Here is a 15,691-nt window from a genome sequence, read left to right on the forward strand (position 1 = left end):
CGTCTCCGTCTACTGCCTGGGCTCATAGCCGCCTCCGTTTCGAGGGAGAGCTCCGTCTCGCACCGGCCGTCTGCCGCCGGTTGAGGCCTGCGCAGCCGCACCCCTCGCATCCGGTCGCCCGCGCGACGATCGCACCGGCGACACCATCGACCCGATCGCTCCGGGCCGTCTGAAAGCACCTCCGTCGTAGAGGTCTTCGGCGTGCCCGGAATCACTGGAGACCCATGAAACCCCTGCCCATGAAGACCCTCTGGCGCAATGCGACGCTCATCGCGATGGACGATGCGAACCGCTCCCGACCGTTCCGCGGAGACCTGCTGATCGACGGCGCCCTCATCGCTGCCGTCGGCCCCGATCTCGAGGTGCCGCCGGATGCCCGGGTCGTCGACGCGCAGACCCTTCTCATCACGCCCGGATTCGTGAACGCCCACATGCACTCGTGGGAGTCGCTCTTCAGGGGAACGAGCGAGCGCCTGCCGCTCGAGCTGTGGAGTCTCGAGACCTATCCGGTCGTCGACGCGGTGCCTGTTCCCGACAGGCTCGTCCACCTGCGCACGCTGGTGGCGGGCATGGATGCGCTGCGCGGCGGCACCACGAGCCTGCTCGACGACGTCGGCGAACTGCCCGTGCAGTCGGCGGAGTCCCTGGCCGCCGTCTTCGACGCGTACGCCGAGCTCGGGATCAGGGCGACCTGCACGGGCGGCATCGCCGACGTCGCGCCGGTCGACCGGCTTCCCTTCGTGGATCGACTGCTGGCGCCCGAGCAGCTGACCGAGGCCCGCGAGGCCGCGTCGACGGGGCCGTACGTGGTGGAGAGATTCCTGCGATTCTGCCGCACCGCCTTCGACCGGCACCACGGGCGGGAATACGGACGCCTGCGCTTCGCGGTCGCCCCCAGTGCGCCGCAGCGCTCCTCCGACGAACTCATGACCGGGTCGGCCGAGCTCGCGCAGGAGTTCGGCGCGGTTCTGCATATGCACCTGCTCGAGACGAAGCTGCAGGCGATCGTGGGACAGCAGCGCTACGACGCCACCATCGTCGAGCACCTGGCCGAGCTGGGCATCCTCGACACCCCGAACCTCACGCTCGCGCACGGCATCTGGCTCACGGAGAACGACATCGAGCTGCTCGGAGCGTCGTCGGCCTCGATCGTGCACAACCCCCTCTCGAACCTCAAACTCGGTTCGGGGGTGCTGCCCTGGCGTCACCTGCACACGGAGGACGCGACCGTCGCCCTCGGCACCGACGGCACCGCGAGCAACGATTCGCTGCGCATGCTCGAGGTCGTGAAACAGGCGGCGCTGCTGCACACCCTCACGGATCCCGACCCCACCACCTGGCCGTCGAGCGACGAGGTCCTCTGGGCTGCGACGCGCGGAGGTGCCCGGGCCACGGGACTTCCCGACACGGTCGGCGCGCTCGAGCCCGGTCGCGTCGCAGACCTCGTGGTGTTCGACCTCGAGGCGACCACGAGTTTCACCCCAGCGGGCGACACCGCACGGCAGCTTGTCTTCTCGGAGAACGGATCGTCGATCGCCGAGGTCTGGGTCGACGGCGAGCTCGTGGTGCAGGGCGGCCGGATGACCCGGGTCGACGAGGCCGCGATCCTCACCGAGTTCCGCACGCTGGCCGCGGACTACCGCAGAGAGGGCGAGCGGATGCGCGAGGCCAACGCCTGGCTGGTTCCGCTCGTCTCCGAGGTGCATCGTCGGGCATCACAGACGCCGTGGCCACTGGAGCACTCCGAGGTTCCTGCTCCAGGCCCCACTGCCTCCACCATTCCCACTCAGCACAGCGACTGGAGCACGCCATGAGAATCGACGACGCATGCCTCGTGATCAGCGATGTCGACGCGAGCGACGCCTACTACTCGGGGCTCGGCCTCGAGCGGCGTATGCGCAACGTGCGCTTCGCCGACTTCGTGCTCGGCACCGGCCCACGCCTCGCCATGTGGACGAGGCCGAGCATCGCCGAGACGGTCGGCCCGAGCTATCCGGCGGCACCCGGTCAGCCCTTCTCCCTCACCCTCGACCTCGAGTCCGAGGCCCTGGATCGTGCCGACGCGCGACGCGTGCTCGTCGACCCCGACGGCTTCGTTCTGCGCCTGCGCGACTCGGCCGACGGCATCCGGCGCCTGAGCGAGATCGACCTCACCGTGACGGACCTCGACGCGACCACGGAGTTCCTGCTGCTGCTCGGCTTCGAGGTGACCGACCGGGCCGAGGGTGCCCGCGTCTTCTCCGCGGGCGAGGTCACCCTCACGCTCTACGAGGGCGGCACGCACCTGCAGTCGCCGCTCGCCCAGGCGTCGGAGCTCGACCTCGCGCCGTCGACCGGGCACCTGATGCTCGCGATCGAACTCTCCACAGGAGAGCAGGTCGACGAGCTCTACCGCGCGCTGCTCGAGCGGGGCCTCGAGGCGAGCGGTCCGCCGGCGGTGTTCCAGTGGGGCGCGCGATCGACGTACTTCCTCGATGCCGACGGCTACATCTGGGAGATCTACGCCTGGGTGGAGACTCCGCGATGATCGGGCAGCCCGGCGGGGATCGCGGTCGCGGGCCGCCGCCACGCCCCGACCCCCGCGACGCGACCCGTCGCATCCACAAGCCTCACCCGCCGCATCCGGCTCCCGTTTCGCACCATCCGACACACCGCATTCCTGGAGGATCACCCATGGCTTCATTCACCACCCGTCGCGGCCGCGCCGCCGCCGGTGCAGCCGCCCTCGCGCTCGGCTCGCTGCTTCTCGTCAGCTGCTCGTCGGCCCCCGCCGAATCCGATTCGACGGATGCGGCGGCCGGCGACTTCCTGCCCTGCATCGTCTCCGACGAGGGCGGCTTCGACGACAAGTCGTTCAACGCGCTCGGCCTGCGGGGCGTGACCGACGCCGCCGACGCGCTCGGCACCGACCACATCAAGGTCGAGTCCGCCTCCGAGGGCGACTACGCTCCGAACATCCAGAACCTGGTCGACCAGGGCTGCACCGTGGTCGTCGCGGCGGGGTACCTGCTGGCCGCGGCCACGGAGGAGTCGGCGAAGGCCAACCCCGATGTCGACTTCATCATCATCGACGACAACTCGATCGACCTGCCGAACGTGAAGGGGGTCCTCTTCGACACCTCCCAGTCGGGCTACCTCGTGGGCTACGCGGCCGCGAGCTACTCGAAGTCGGGCATGGTCGGCACGTTCGGCGGAGCCCAGATCCCGCCGGTGACGCTGTACATGGACGGATTCGCGCTGGGCGTGGCCCGCTACAACGAGGACAAGGGCACCGACGTGAAGGTGCTGGGCTGGGACTTCGACACGCAGGAGGGGTCGTTCACGGGCAACTTCTCCGACATCAATGCCGCCAAGGTCCTCTCCGAAGGCCTCATCCAGCAGGGTGCCGATGTGATCCTGCCCGTGGGCGGCCCGATCTACCAGGGAACGGCCGAGGCCATCCGCGACTCTTCGGCGCCGGTCGCCTTGCTGGGCGTCGACACCGACATGTACACCAGCGCGCCGGAGTACTCCGACCTGTTCCTCACCTCGATCGCCCGTGACATGCCGCTGTCGATCGCGACCGTGATCGAGGACACCGAGGCCGGTGACTTCTCGAAGGAGACGTACATCGGAACGCTGGCCAACGGGGGAGTGGCGATCTCGCCGTTCCACGATTACGAGGCGAAGGTCGACCCGGCGCTCGCCGACGAGATCGAGGCCCTGCGGGTGCAGATCGTCGATGGCGGCATCACCGTCGACAGCCCGTCGGTTCCGTAACGCGCCGTCTCCGTTCCCTGAGCCTGTCGAAGAGGGCAGGCTCAGGGAACGCCACCCATCCCGCCTGTCCCGCCGAAAGGACCAGTCCCATGAGGCCGACCATCATCATCACCGATCCCGGCCAGGAGCAGGCCGCGGCCCTCATGGCGATCCTCGCGGCGCCCGAGGAGTTCGACGTGCTCGGAATCGTCGCTGGCGCGGGCAATACGACGCTCGACCACACGGTGCGCAACATCCTGCAGGTGGTCGAGCTCACCGGGCGCACGGGCATCCGGGTCTACCGCGGGGCGCCGCGCCCCCTCGTGCGCGAGCTCGTCACGGCGGCGCACGTGCACGGGGCCACAGGCATGGACGGCTACGAACTGCCCCGGCCACGTCTCGAGGCCGAAGATGAAGCGGGTGTCGCGGCGATCATCCGGATGCTGCGGGCCGCTCCGCCCGAATCGGTGACGGTCCTGCAGATGTGCAACATGACGACGCTCGCGGTGGCCCTGATCGAGGCGCCCGACATCGCCGCGTCGATCAAGCAGATCGTTATGATGGCGGGCGCCTACTTCGAGGTCGGCAACATCACGCCCACTGCGGAGTTCAACATCTACGTCGACCCGCACGCGGCCGATGTCGTGCTCTCCTCGGGCATCCCCATCGCCATGCTGCCGCTCGACGTCACGCATCAGCTGCGCAACACCCGCGAGAGGCTCGACCGCTTCGCGGCTCTCGGGAACCGCTGCGGCCAGGTCATCGAGCGCCTGCTCACGTTCTCGGAGACCTTCGATCTCGACAAGTACGGCTGGGAGGGGGCGCCACTGCACGGGCCGGTCGTTCCGCTGTACTGCCTGTACCCGGAACTCTTCTCGGGACGCCTCATCAATGCGCGGGTGGAGATCTCGAGCGAGCTCACCATGGGCATGCTCGCGGCCGACTGGTGGCAGATCACCGAGCTGCCGCGCAACATCACCTACCTGCGCGACGTCGACGCAGACGCGTTCTACGACCGTCTGCTGGCCCTCATCGCGCGCCTTCCGTAGCAACCCCGCGCTGATCGAGTAGCCGCACGACGAAGGAGTTGGCGTATCGAGGTCACCACCCGACGCAGGTGGTCTCGATACGGTCGCGAGCAACCTACTCGACCGGCGCAGTGTGGACGGGCGTGGGCTCTCCGATGCGGCGGAGGGCGTCTTCGATGAGGGCCCAGAACTTCTCGGTGTCGAGGTCGACCGCCACCTGCGTCGTGCAGTCATCCGGCGCTGGAAAGCGGAAGTCGGCCACGGTCATGCCGAGAGTCAGAGTGCCCGTGAGCTCGACGTCGAGCGGCGTCTTTCTCACGGTCATGACGCTGGGGTCGATGACGTAGGCCACCGCACACGGGTCGTGTACCGGTGGATGCGTGAAGCCCTGCGCTTCGAGATAGGTGCTGGCGAAGAAGTCGAGCAGCTCGCCGACGAAGCGCGACGGTGTGGTGTCGATTGCTGCGATTCGTGCGCGCACGTCGGGGGTGGCGAGCGCCTGATGGGTCAGATCGAGGCCCACCATGGTGAGCGGCCACGACTCGTTGAAGACGATGTGGGCGGCCTCGGGGTCGATGATGATGTTGAATTCTGCGGTCGCCGACCAGTTTCCGACGTGAAAGCCGCCGCCCATCAGAACGACCTCTCTTACGCGCGAGACGATGCGTGGTTCCTTGCGCGCGGCCAGAGCGATGTTCGTGAGCCCTCCCGTGGGCACCAGCGTGATCTCGCCGGGCTCGCTCGCCATGATGGTGTCGATGATCAGATCGACCGCGTGGCGACCGTCGAGTTCTCGGGTCGAATCGGGAAGCGCGGGGCCGTCCATACCGGATTCGCCGTGGATGTCGGGCGCCACCTCGATGTTGCGTACGAGCGGTCTCGGGCATCCGGCGGCGAACGGAACACCGACGATGCCGGCGATCTCGGCCACTGCCAGGGCGTTCCTCGTGACCTTCTCAAGCGTCTGGTTGCCCACCACGGTGGTCACGGCCAGCAGGTCGATCTCTGGGTTGCCGTGTGCCAGCAGAATGGCGATGGCATCGTCGTGACCGGGGTCGCAGTCGAGAATGATCTTGCGCGGCATGGGTGCTCCTGACGTCGTGAGAAAAGCATATATGAAAGTGACATTCATATATGCAACACTGAAGTCATGACAGCACTCATCGATTCAGCCGCCGCCCGCGTCGAGTGGATCAGGTCTCGCATGCGACTCCTCGCTGCGGTTCGGGAGACGTTCGCCGCGACCAGACCCTTCGAGGGCCACCGCATCGGTATGTCGCTGCACATCGAGCCCAAGACCGCTGTGCTGCTCGAGACCCTTGCCGCCGGTGGCGCCGAGATCGTCGGAACCGGAAACCACGGATCGACGCAAGACGACGTCGTCGCCTACCTGCGCAACCAGGGCATGACGCTGTTCGGACGTCGCGACGACTCCCTCGACGAGCATCACACGAACGTGGCCGCCGTGCTCGACGCGACCCCGGACATCCTGCTCGACAACGGCGCCGACCTCGCGGCCGGCATCGTGAGTCGGGGCGCGGGGCAGACGCTGATCGGTGGAACCGAGGAGACGACGTCGGGCGGCGACAGATTGCGGTCCGAGCTTCTGGGTCAGGTGCCGTTCCCGGTGATTGTGATCAACGACAGCCTGCTGAAGCAGCTCGGCGAGAACAAGCACGCCGTGGGTCAGTCGGTCGTCGAGAGCTTCATGCGCATCACGAACCTCATGATTCCCGGTCGCCGCTTCGTGGTTGTCGGATACGGGTGGTGCGGCCGCGGCGTCGCACAGTACCTGCGCGCGCTCGGCGGCAAGGTGGCCGTGGCCGAGGTCGACGAACTGAAAGCGTTTGAGGCGGCCCTCGACGGATTCCGCGTCGATACCGCCGACGGACTGGCCGAATGGGGCGAGGTATTCATCACCGCCACGGGCCGCGCGAACGTGCTCACCATGTCGGCGATCGAGCGCATGGGCGCCGGCGCGATTCTCGCCAACTGCGGACACTTCCCGTGGGAGATCGACACGGCGTCACTGCGTACGGCTGCGACCTCGACCCGGGCCATCGACGACACGATCGAGCGCATCGATCTGCCGAACGGGCGCCATGTGATCCTCCTCGCCGGCGGCCGCATGTTCAACCTCGCGGGCACGGCACCGAAGGGCAACTCCCTCGACTCCATGGATCTCGGCTTCCTGTTGCAGGTGCTCTCGCTCGAGAGAGTGGCGACGGGGGCGAGCACGCTGGTCGCCGGAGCCCAGCCCGTTCCCGACGACCTCGAGCGCGAGATCGCTCGACGTATGGTCGCCGCCATGGGAGCGAGTCTCTAGTCGTGACAGAACCACGAGTGTCGACCGCCTCGACGCGGGCTGCCTCGGCCGATACCGAGTACGCCGCCCCCGCGCTCGACAAGGGGCTCGACATTCTCGAGCTCCTCTCGGCGACGAGCGGGGGACTGAGTCAGGCCCAGATCGCATCCGGTGTGGGGCGAAGCGTCAGTCAGATCTTCCGTGTGCTGAGCACGCTCGAGCGGCGCGGCTACGTGCACCGAGACTCTCAGACGGGGCTCTATGTCCTGTCGTTGCGGCTGTTCGATCTTGCCCACCGTCACGATCCTCTGCGAGGCCTGCTCCAGGCATCCGCCGGGCCGATGCGCGCGCTGGCCGACGCGGCCGAGCAGTCGTGCAGCCTCAGCGTCGAAGACGCCGGCCTCTCTCGCGTCGTCGCGCAGGTCGAGAGCCCCGGCGACTTCGGGTTCCGGGTGCGGGTGGGTGCGCTGTTTCCTCTCGACGACAGCGCGACGGGCGAGGTGCTGCGCGCGTTCCGCTCGAGTGACCCGGATGCGCACGAGCCCGCCCTGCGGACGGTTCGCGACGCGGGGTACGTCGAGCGCGGCGACGCGATTCACGCCGGCGTGATCGACATCGTCTTTCCTGTGTTGCGTGCCGACGGCACGGCAGTCGCCGCGTTGACCGTTCCCTATGTCAAGACGCGGAGGAGCGTGCTCAGCGCCGACGAGGTTCTCCGGCTCGCCCGGCACACGGCCTCGCAGATCTCGGGCAGCCTGTTCCCTGCATCGACGCCGTAGGCTGATGCCATGAACGATTCACGAGAGCAGTACACGCTCGCCAATGGCCGAACGAGCATCAACGCTCTCCCCAAAGTCTCCCTTCACGACCACCTCGACGGCGGCCTCCGCCCCTCGACCATCCTCGAGCTGGCCGACGCGATCGGCTTCGAGGTGCCCGCCTCCGACGCAGCCTCGCTGGGCGAATGGTTCGAGGATTCGGCCGACTCCGGTTCGCTCGTCGACTACCTGGCCACCTTCGACATCACCGTAGGCGTGATGCAGACGACAGAGGGTCTCACTCGGGTCGCACGTGAGTTCGTGCAGGATCTCGCCGCCGACGGTGTCGTCTACGGCGAGGTGCGCTGGGCGCCCGAACAGCACGTGGCCAAGGGGCTCACCCTCGACCAGACCGTCGAGGCCGTGCAGCACGGCATCGAGCAGGGCATCGACGACGCCAGGAACGACGGCAAGACACTTCGCGTCGGCCAGCTGGTCACGGCTATGCGCCACGCCGATCGCGGCCTCGAGATCGCCGAGCTCGCCGTGCGCCACCGCGAACGCGGCGTGGTCGGATTCGACATCGCCGGCGCCGAACTCGGTTTTCCTGCGGGCAACCAGCGCGCGGCATTCGACTACCTCGCTCAGAACTTCTTTCCCGTCACGGTGCACGCGGGTGAGGCCGACGGACTCGACAGCATCAGGGGTGCGCTCTTCGACGGGCGTGCTCTGCGACTCGGCCACGGCGTGCGCCTCGCCGAAGACATCCGCATCGAGTCGAGCGACGACGAGAACACGTTCGTCTCAATCGGTAGCCTCGCGCAGTGGGTCAAGGATCGCGAGATCGCGCTCGAGCTCTCGCCGTCGTCGAACATGCAGACCGGAGCGATCGCGGCCTGGGGCGACGACCTGCAGGATCACCCGTTCGATCTGCTCTATCAGCTCGGTTTCACGGTGACGGTCAACACCGACAACCGGCTGATGAGCAACACCTCGCTCAGCCGCGAGCTCTCGCTGCTGTCGGACGCGTTCGGCTACGACCTCGAGGACTTCGAGGTCTTCCAGCTCAATGCGGCGAACGCCTCCTTCCTGCCGCTCGATGAGCGCCAGGACCTGGCAGACACGATCATCGCGGGCTTCCAGAGCGCCTAGCCCATGCGGTTGCACGAACTACCAGACGACGTCTTCGTTCTGGGGGCGCACGCCGCCGACTGGCGGAGTGCCGTTCGCATCGCCGGTGAGGCGCTCGTCGCCGGCGGGGTCACGACGGATGCCTATGCGGAGCGCATGGTGCAGGTCGTCGACGAGTTCGGTGCGTACATCGTGATCGCTCCCGGTCTCGCGCTCGCCCACGCCCGCCCCGGACCCGATGTGCTGCACGATGGGCTCGCGGTCGTGACGCTCGACGAACCGGTCGTGTTCGGGCATCCGCACAACGACCCCGTCGAGGTCGTCCTCGCGCTCGCGGTGACCAGCAACGAGGGGCACGTGACCGTGCTGGCCGAACTGGCGAACGTTTTCAACGACCCGACGGCCACCACCGCTATTGCTCATGCGACGACGGTCGGAGCGGTGAGGGCTGTGCTGGACCGGGTTCAGCCTGACGTATGACCGTCGCCCACTATCGTTGACCCTATGAAGATCATCGCCTTCTGCGGAGCAGGCATCGGCACGTCGGCCATTCTCAAAGTGAATGCCGAACGTGCCCTCGCCCGACTGGGCATCGAGGCCGATATCGAGGCGACCGACATCGCCGGTCTCGCCGTCGCAGCGGAAGACGCGCAGGTGATTCTGGCGTCTCCCGAACTCGTGAAGTTCATCGGCAAGACCTACGCCGATGTCGTCGTGATCGAGAACTACTTCGACCTCGACGAACTCACGCGAAAGCTCGAGATCGCCCTCGGCTGAGCCGCTACTCCGCGATCAGCGCGCGCACGCCCTCTTCGAGGCGCACAAGCGCGTCGGTGGCCGACGCTCGGCGTTCTTCGAGCGTTCCGTCGCTCGACGAGGTATCGAGATACACCTTGAGCTTCGGCTCCGTTCCGCTGGGGCGCACCATCACGCGTGAGCCGTCGTCGAGGTGGATGCGCAGAACATCCGACGAGGGCAATACGCCGCCGGTGTCGAGCAGATCGTCGATGCTCGACACGCGAATGCCACCGATCTCGGCGGGCGGTTCGGCTCTGAGCCTCGCCATCGCCCGCGTGATCTGCGACAGGTCGGTGACGCGCACCGATACCTGGCCCGATGCGAAGTGTCCGAAGCGCATGCTGAAGGCGTCGAGCTGGTCGTCGAGGGTGAGACCGCGAGCGGCGAGTCCGCTGGCCAGATCGAGCAGGGCGAGAGCAGCCGAGATGCCGTCTTTGTCGCGCACCGTCGACGGATTGACCAGATAACCGAGCGCCTCTTCGAACCCGAAGGCGAGCTCGGGCGTGCGCGAGACCCATTTGAAGCCGGTGAGGGTTTCGGTGAACTCGATTCCGTATTCCGCAGCGACCGCTCGCAAGGCCGGCGACGACACGATCGAGCAGGCCAGGGTGCCCGAGGCGGTCTGCTCGTCGTGAGCAGCAGCATCCAGAAGCTCGGCGGCACGCCAGCCGAGCAGAGCGCCGACCTCGTTGCCGGTCAGCGCACGAAACGTCGCCGGTGACGACGAATCCCGGATGGCGATGGCCAGCCGGTCGGCGTCGGGGTCGTTCGCGATCACGAGATCGGCGTCGACCTCGCGCGCGGTCTGGAAGGCGAGGTCGAGCGCGCCCGGCTCCTCGGGATTGGGGAAGGACACGGTGGGGAAGGCGGAGTCGGGATCGATCTGCTGGCGAACCACCGTGGGCTCATCGAATCCAGCAGCCTCGAGCACCGCTCGGAAGGTCTGCCAGCCGACGCCGTGCATCGCCGTGTAGACCACCTTCGGCTGAACAGTCGGTCGGGAGGCGAGCTCGGCCGTCTGTGCGACGTACGCATCCACCACGGACTCCGGCGCGATCTCGTAAGCATCTGAGCGAGGCAGCTCGAGAACGTTCTGCTCTGCCGCGATCCGCAGAATGTGCGCGGCAATCTCCGCGTCGGCGGGGGAGACGATCTGCGAGCCCTGGTCGACGCCGCCCAAGTAGACCTTGTAGCCGTTGTCGTTCGGCGGGTTGTGCGATGCCGTCACCATCACGCCGGCGCTCACATCGAGGTGCCGCACGGCGAACGCCACGAGCGGTGTCGGCAGCAGGCGGGGCAACAGAATGGCCCGGATGCCGGCGCCCGCCATGATCTCGGCGGTGTCGGTCGCGAAGACGGCCGAGTTCTTACGCCCGTCGTAGCCGATCACGATGCTCGTGCTGGCACCGTCGGCCGCACGCTCGAGCAAGTAGGCGGCGAGACCCGCGGCGGCCTGTGAGACCAGCACGCGATTCATGCGGTTGGGTCCGGCGGCTATTTCGCCTCGGAGCCCGGCTGTGCCGAAGGCGAGCCGCGACTCGAAGCGATCGCGCAGATCGTCGAGGGCCGACGCGTCACCCGCGGTGGCGGCGTCGATCAGTGCCGACAGCTCGGCGCGCGTCTCGTCGTCGGGGTCCTGCGCGATCCACGCGCGGGCAGCCTCGAAGAGCTCGGAATCGCTCACAGCTCGCCCACGATTCGTGCGAGCAGCGATCCGATCCTGCCTTCTGCGTTGCGACCGGCCTCGATGACCTCTTCGTGGCTCAGCGGGGTCTTCTGGATTCCCGCGGCCAGGTTCGTGATGAGCGACATGCCGAGGATCTCCATGCCGGCCTGTCGGGCGGCGATGGCCTCGAGCGCGGTCGACATGCCCACGATGTGGCCGCCGATCGCCTTCGCCATCTGCACCTCGGCCGGAGTCTCGTAGTGCGGGCCACGGAACTGCACGTACACACCCTCGTCGAGGTCGGCGTCGACCGTGCGGGCGATGTCGCGCAGACGTGTCGAGTACAGATCGGTGAGGTCGATGAACGTGGCGCCCTCGAGGGGCGAATCCGCCGTGAGGTTGATGTGGTCGCTGATGAGAACGGGCGTTCCTGGGGTCCAGGTCTCGCGGATGCCGCCGGCGCCGTTCGTGAGGATCATCGTCGTCGCGCCCGTGGCCGCGGCGGTGCGCACGCTGTGCACGACGCGGCGCACGCCGTGGTTCTCGTAGTAGTGGGTGCGCGCGCCGATGACGAGCGCGTGCTTTCCGTTGGGCAGCGCGATCGAGCGGAGCGTGCCGCCGTGCCCGGGAACGGCCGAGGCCGAGAAGCCGACGATCTCCGTCGCATCCACGGTGGCGACCGTCTCGCCGATGAGGTCTGCGGCCTTGCCCCAGCCGCTGCCGAGGGTCAAGGCGATGTCGTGATGCGCGACCCCTGTCTTCTCTGCGATCTGAGCTGCCGCCTCGCGGGCGATCTCGAAGGGATCGGCGTCGGAGGAATCGAGGGGATTGGCTGTCGTGGTGAGCATTGAACCACCTTAGATTAACGCGGTGTTCACCGGCAGATGGCGGATGCGCGGGGCGTGGGTTTGGCGGTGGCCCGCGCGACACGGGAGAATGGCCGTCATGGTCTATGAGTTCGAGCGCAAGCAGAGAATCGCCGTCCTCGGCGGCGGTCCGGGCGGTTATGACGCCGCTATTGCGGGGGCTCAGCTCGGTGCAGACGTCACCCTGATCGAGCGAGTCGGCGTGGGCGGCTCCGCCGTGCTGACCGACGTCGTGCCATCGAAGACCCTGATCGCCACGGCCGAGGCCACGAACGCCATCGGCGAGGCCGCCGATCTCGGCGTGCAGTTCTTCACCCGCGGCGGCACGGGCAAGCCGGTGCGCCCCGAGATCGCCGTCAATCTCGCCGCAGTGAACAAGCGTCTGCTGGGCCTCGCGCGGCAGCAGTCCGAAGACATGAAGTCCAGCCTGATCCGGTCGGGCGTGCGAGTCGTCACCGGAGAGGGCCGTCTCGATGGCCCCAACTCGGTGATCGTCTCGACCTCGAAGGGCGAAGAGGGCACCGACTTCGACGAGATCGAAGCCGACACCATCGTCGTCTCGGTCGGTGCCAGCCCCCGCATTCTCTCGTCGGCGGTGCCCGACGGCGAACGCATCTTCACCTGGACCCAGCTCTACACGCTCAAGACTGTTCCGGAGCACCTCATCGTGGTCGGATCCGGTGTCACCGGAGCGGAGTTCGCGTCGGCCTACACGGCCCTCGGTTCGAAGGTCACGCTCATCTCGAGCCGCGACCAGGTTCTGCCCGGCGAAGACGCCGACGCAGCCGCCGTGATCGAGAACGTGTTCAAGCGCAACGGCATGACCGTGCTCTCGAAGTCGCGCGCCGACTCCGTGGTGCGCACCGACAAGGGCGTCATCGCGACCCTCTCGGATGGCCGCACCGTCGAGGGCAGTCACTGCCTGATGGCCGTCGGCTCGATCCCGAACACCGAGGGCATCGGGCTGGCCGAGGCCGGCGTGCAGCTCACGGAGTCCGGACACATCCGCGTCAACAGGGTCGCGCGCACGTCGATGCCGTCGATCTACGCGGCCGGCGATTGCACGACCTTCCTGCCGCTGGCATCCGTCGCCTCGATGCAGGGTCGCACCGCCGTGTTTCACGCGATGGGAGACGCGGTCAACCCGACCGAGCTGCGCAATGTGTCGTCGAACATCTTCACCCAGCCGCAGATCGCCACGGTCGGCTGGACCCAGCAGCAGATCGAAGAGGGCATCGCCCAGGGCGACATCTACAAGCTTCCCCTGTCGGAGAATCCTCGCGCCAAGATGATGGGCATCAAGGAGGGCTTCGTGAAGCTCTTCGCCCGCACCGGATCGGGCACCGTCATCGGCGGTGTCATCGTGGCTCCGAACGCCTCGGAGCTCATCTTCCCCATCGCGCTCGCCGTGGAGCACCGACTCACGGTCGACGCCGTCTCGCGCGCGTTCAGCGTGTACCCGTCGCTCTCGGGCAGCATCTCAGACGCGGCCCGCGCGATGCACATCGTCCTCTAGCAGCTCTGCGCTGGTCGAGTAGCCGCTCCTACTGCGGAGCTGGCGTATCGAGATCACCGCACAGTGGTCTCGATACGGCCGCGGGCGGGCTACTCGACCGGCGAACTACCTGCTAGTCGGCGATGTCGAGCAGCACGGTGCCCGACGACACCGTGGAGCCGACGTCGGCCGCGATGTTCGCGATCGTGCCGTCTTTGTGAGCGGCGATGGGCTGCTCCATCTTCATGGCCTCGAGCACCAGCACGAGGTCACCCTTGACGACCGCATCGCCTTCGGCGACCGCGATCTTCACGATGGTGGCCTGCATGGGTGCCTTGACCGAGTTGCCGGTCGCTGACGAGAACCCTGCCGCCGAACCGCGACGTTTCGGCGCCGACCCGGAGGTCGCCGCACGCGCGGTGGAAGAACCGCCGCCGAAGGACGCGGGCATCGCGACGGTGACGCGCTTGCCGTCGACCTCGAGAACCACCGTCGTGCGCTCTGCAGCCGGAGCGGACTCCTCGATCTCACCCGACCAGGGCTCGATGTCGTTCACGTACTCCGTCTCGATCCACCGGGTGAAGATGGTGAACGGCTGGCCATTGGCCGGGGCGAAAGCGGGGTCGCGCACGATCGACCGGTGGAAGGGCAGCACGGTCGGGAGGCCGTGCACCTCGAACTCGTCGAGTGCGCGACGCGAACGCTCGAGCGCGTCTTCACGCGAGCTGCCGGTGACGATGAGCTTGGCCAGCAGCGAGTCGAACGATCCCGAGATGACGTCGCCAGCCCTGATGCCCGTGTCGATGCGCACGCCGGGGCCGCCCGGGGCATTGAACGTGTGGATAGGGCCGGGGCTCGGTAGGAATCCGCGGCCGGCGTCTTCACCGTTGATGCGGAACTCGAAGGAGTGGCCGCGGGGCGTGGGGTCGTCGTAGTCGAGAACTCCACCCTCGGCGAGGCGGAACTGCTCGCGCACGAGGTCGATGCCCGTGACCTCTTCTGAGACCGGGTGCTCGACCTGCAGGCGAGTGTTCACCTCGAGGAACGACACCGTTCCGTCGGCCGCCACGAGGAACTCGCAGGTGCCGGCGCCGACATAGCCGACCTCTTTGAGAATGGCTTTGGATGCGCGATACAGCTCGGCGTTCTGGGCGTCGGTGAGGAACGGGGCCGGGGCCTCCTCGACGAGCTTCTGGTGGCGACGCTGCAGGGAGCAGTCGCGGGTCGAGACGACCACGACGTTGCCGTGCGCGTCGGCGAGGCACTGGGTCTCGACGTGCCGGGGTTTGTCGAGGTACTTCTCGACGAAGCACTCGCCGCGACCGAAGGCGGTGATGGCCTCGCGGGTGGCCGACTCGAACTGCTCGACGATCTCGTCTTCGGCGTAGGCGATCTTGAGACCGCGACCGCCGCCGCCGAAGGCCGCCTTGATGGCGACCGGGAGACCGTGCTCAGCGACGAACGCGAGCACCTCGTCGGCGCCGCTGACGGGGTCGAGCGTTCCGGGCGCGAGAGGCGCCCCGACCTTCTCGGCGACGTGGCGTGCGGAGACCTTGTCGCCGAGCTTCTCGATGGCGGCGGGCGAGGGGCCGATCCAGACGAGGCCCGCATCGATGACCGCCTGCGCGAACTCTGCGTTCTCGGCGAGGAACCCGTAGCCGGGGTGCACGGCATCCGCGCCGCTTCGCCGTGCGATCGAGAGGATCTTCGGAATGACGAGATACGTCTCGGCGCTCGTGGTGCCCTCGAGGGCGTACGCCTCGTCGGCGAGCTGGGCGTGCAGAGCGTCTCGGTCTTGATCGGCGTAGACCGCGACCGATCCGATTCCGGAGTCTTTGGCGGCCCGGATGACCCGGACTGCGATTTCGCCTCTGTTGGCTATGAGTACCTTGGTGATGCGCGGCAT

At 67.5% G+C, this 15,691-nt stretch carries 14 protein-coding genes; 10 read left to right on the forward strand and 4 right to left on the reverse strand.

Going from position 1 to position 15,691, the window contains the following annotated elements; genetic code table 11:
• Positions 1-224: 224 nt before the first annotated feature.
• The 4 genes from CCK87_RS02175 (at position 225) to CCK87_RS02190 (ending at position 4,787) form a co-directional block, all read left to right on the forward strand.
• Complete coding sequence (locus CCK87_RS02175) at positions 225-1,814, forward strand: amidohydrolase family protein (protein WP_212638177.1); 1,590 nt, start codon at positions 225-227, stop codon at positions 1,812-1,814.
• Entirely contained in the window at positions 1,811-2,527 is a 717-nt protein-coding gene (locus CCK87_RS02180) for a VOC family protein (RefSeq protein WP_086459860.1), read from the forward strand. Before CCK87_RS02175 ends, CCK87_RS02180 begins: the two co-directional genes overlap by 4 nt.
• 146 nt (positions 2,528-2,673) lie before the next feature.
• The gene (locus tag CCK87_RS02185; protein WP_086459861.1) at positions 2,674-3,759 is read left to right on the forward strand and encodes a BMP family ABC transporter substrate-binding protein; all 1,086 of its coding nucleotides are present in this window, start codon (positions 2,674-2,676) and stop codon (positions 3,757-3,759) included.
• An 89-nt stretch (positions 3,760-3,848) separates the two neighbouring features.
• A complete protein-coding gene (locus CCK87_RS02190; RefSeq protein WP_086459862.1) occupies positions 3,849-4,787 on the forward strand; it encodes a nucleoside hydrolase in 939 nt (312 codons plus the stop codon).
• 94 nt (positions 4,788-4,881) lie between these two features.
• On the opposite strand, the gene CCK87_RS02195 is transcribed toward CCK87_RS02190, so the two are convergent.
• Positions 4,882-5,850, reverse strand: coding sequence for a nucleoside hydrolase (locus CCK87_RS02195; RefSeq protein WP_086459863.1), 969 nt, complete (start codon positions 5,848-5,850; stop codon positions 4,882-4,884).
• A gap of 66 nt (positions 5,851-5,916) precedes the next feature.
• On the opposite strand from CCK87_RS02195, the gene CCK87_RS02200 reads away from it, so the two are divergent.
• Genes CCK87_RS02200 through CCK87_RS02220 form a run of 5 tightly spaced genes read left to right on the forward strand, consistent with a single transcriptional unit; the run spans position 5,917 to position 9,737 of the window.
• Positions 5,917-7,092, forward strand: coding sequence for an adenosylhomocysteinase (locus CCK87_RS02200; RefSeq protein ID WP_086459864.1), 1,176 nt, complete (start codon positions 5,917-5,919; stop codon positions 7,090-7,092).
• Between the two features lie 2 nt (positions 7,093-7,094).
• Positions 7,095-7,850, forward strand: a complete 756-nt coding sequence (locus CCK87_RS02205) for a helix-turn-helix domain-containing protein (protein ID WP_212638179.1) — start codon at positions 7,095-7,097, stop codon at positions 7,848-7,850.
• 9 nt (positions 7,851-7,859) lie between these two features.
• A complete protein-coding gene (locus tag CCK87_RS02210) occupies positions 7,860-8,981 on the forward strand; it encodes an adenosine deaminase (protein ID WP_086459866.1) in 1,122 nt (373 codons plus the stop codon).
• A gap of 3 nt (positions 8,982-8,984) precedes the next feature.
• Complete coding sequence (locus CCK87_RS02215; protein WP_086459867.1) at positions 8,985-9,440, forward strand: PTS sugar transporter subunit IIA; 456 nt, start codon at positions 8,985-8,987, stop codon at positions 9,438-9,440.
• A 24-nt stretch (positions 9,441-9,464) separates the two neighbouring features.
• On the forward strand, positions 9,465-9,737 hold the full coding sequence (locus CCK87_RS02220) for a PTS sugar transporter subunit IIB (protein WP_086459868.1): 273 nt from the start codon (positions 9,465-9,467) through the stop codon (positions 9,735-9,737).
• Between the two features lie 4 nt (positions 9,738-9,741).
• Here the strand turns inward: CCK87_RS02220 and CCK87_RS02225 are convergent, their stop codons facing one another.
• The gene (locus CCK87_RS02225) at positions 9,742-11,442 is read right to left on the reverse strand and encodes a phospho-sugar mutase (protein ID WP_086459869.1); all 1,701 of its coding nucleotides are present in this window, start codon (positions 11,440-11,442) and stop codon (positions 9,742-9,744) included.
• Complete coding sequence (locus tag CCK87_RS02230; protein WP_086459870.1) at positions 11,439-12,272, reverse strand: purine-nucleoside phosphorylase; 834 nt, start codon at positions 12,270-12,272, stop codon at positions 11,439-11,441. Before CCK87_RS02230 ends, CCK87_RS02225 begins: the two co-directional genes overlap by 4 nt.
• A gap of 97 nt (positions 12,273-12,369) precedes the next feature.
• On the opposite strand from CCK87_RS02230, the gene CCK87_RS02235 reads away from it, so the two are divergent.
• On the forward strand, positions 12,370-13,806 hold the full coding sequence (locus tag CCK87_RS02235; protein WP_086460334.1) for an NAD(P)H-quinone dehydrogenase: 1,437 nt from the start codon (positions 12,370-12,372) through the stop codon (positions 13,804-13,806).
• Positions 13,807-13,918: 112 nt separating this feature from the next.
• Here the strand turns inward: CCK87_RS02235 and CCK87_RS02240 are convergent, their stop codons facing one another.
• Positions 13,919-15,691 (reverse strand): biotin carboxylase N-terminal domain-containing protein, encoded by a 1,773-nt coding sequence (locus tag CCK87_RS02240; protein ID WP_086459871.1) that lies wholly within the window; start codon positions 15,689-15,691, stop codon positions 13,919-13,921.

The organism is Agreia sp. VKM Ac-1783 (assembly GCF_900177765.1).
Taxonomy (GTDB): domain Bacteria; phylum Actinomycetota; class Actinomycetes; order Actinomycetales; family Microbacteriaceae; genus Agreia.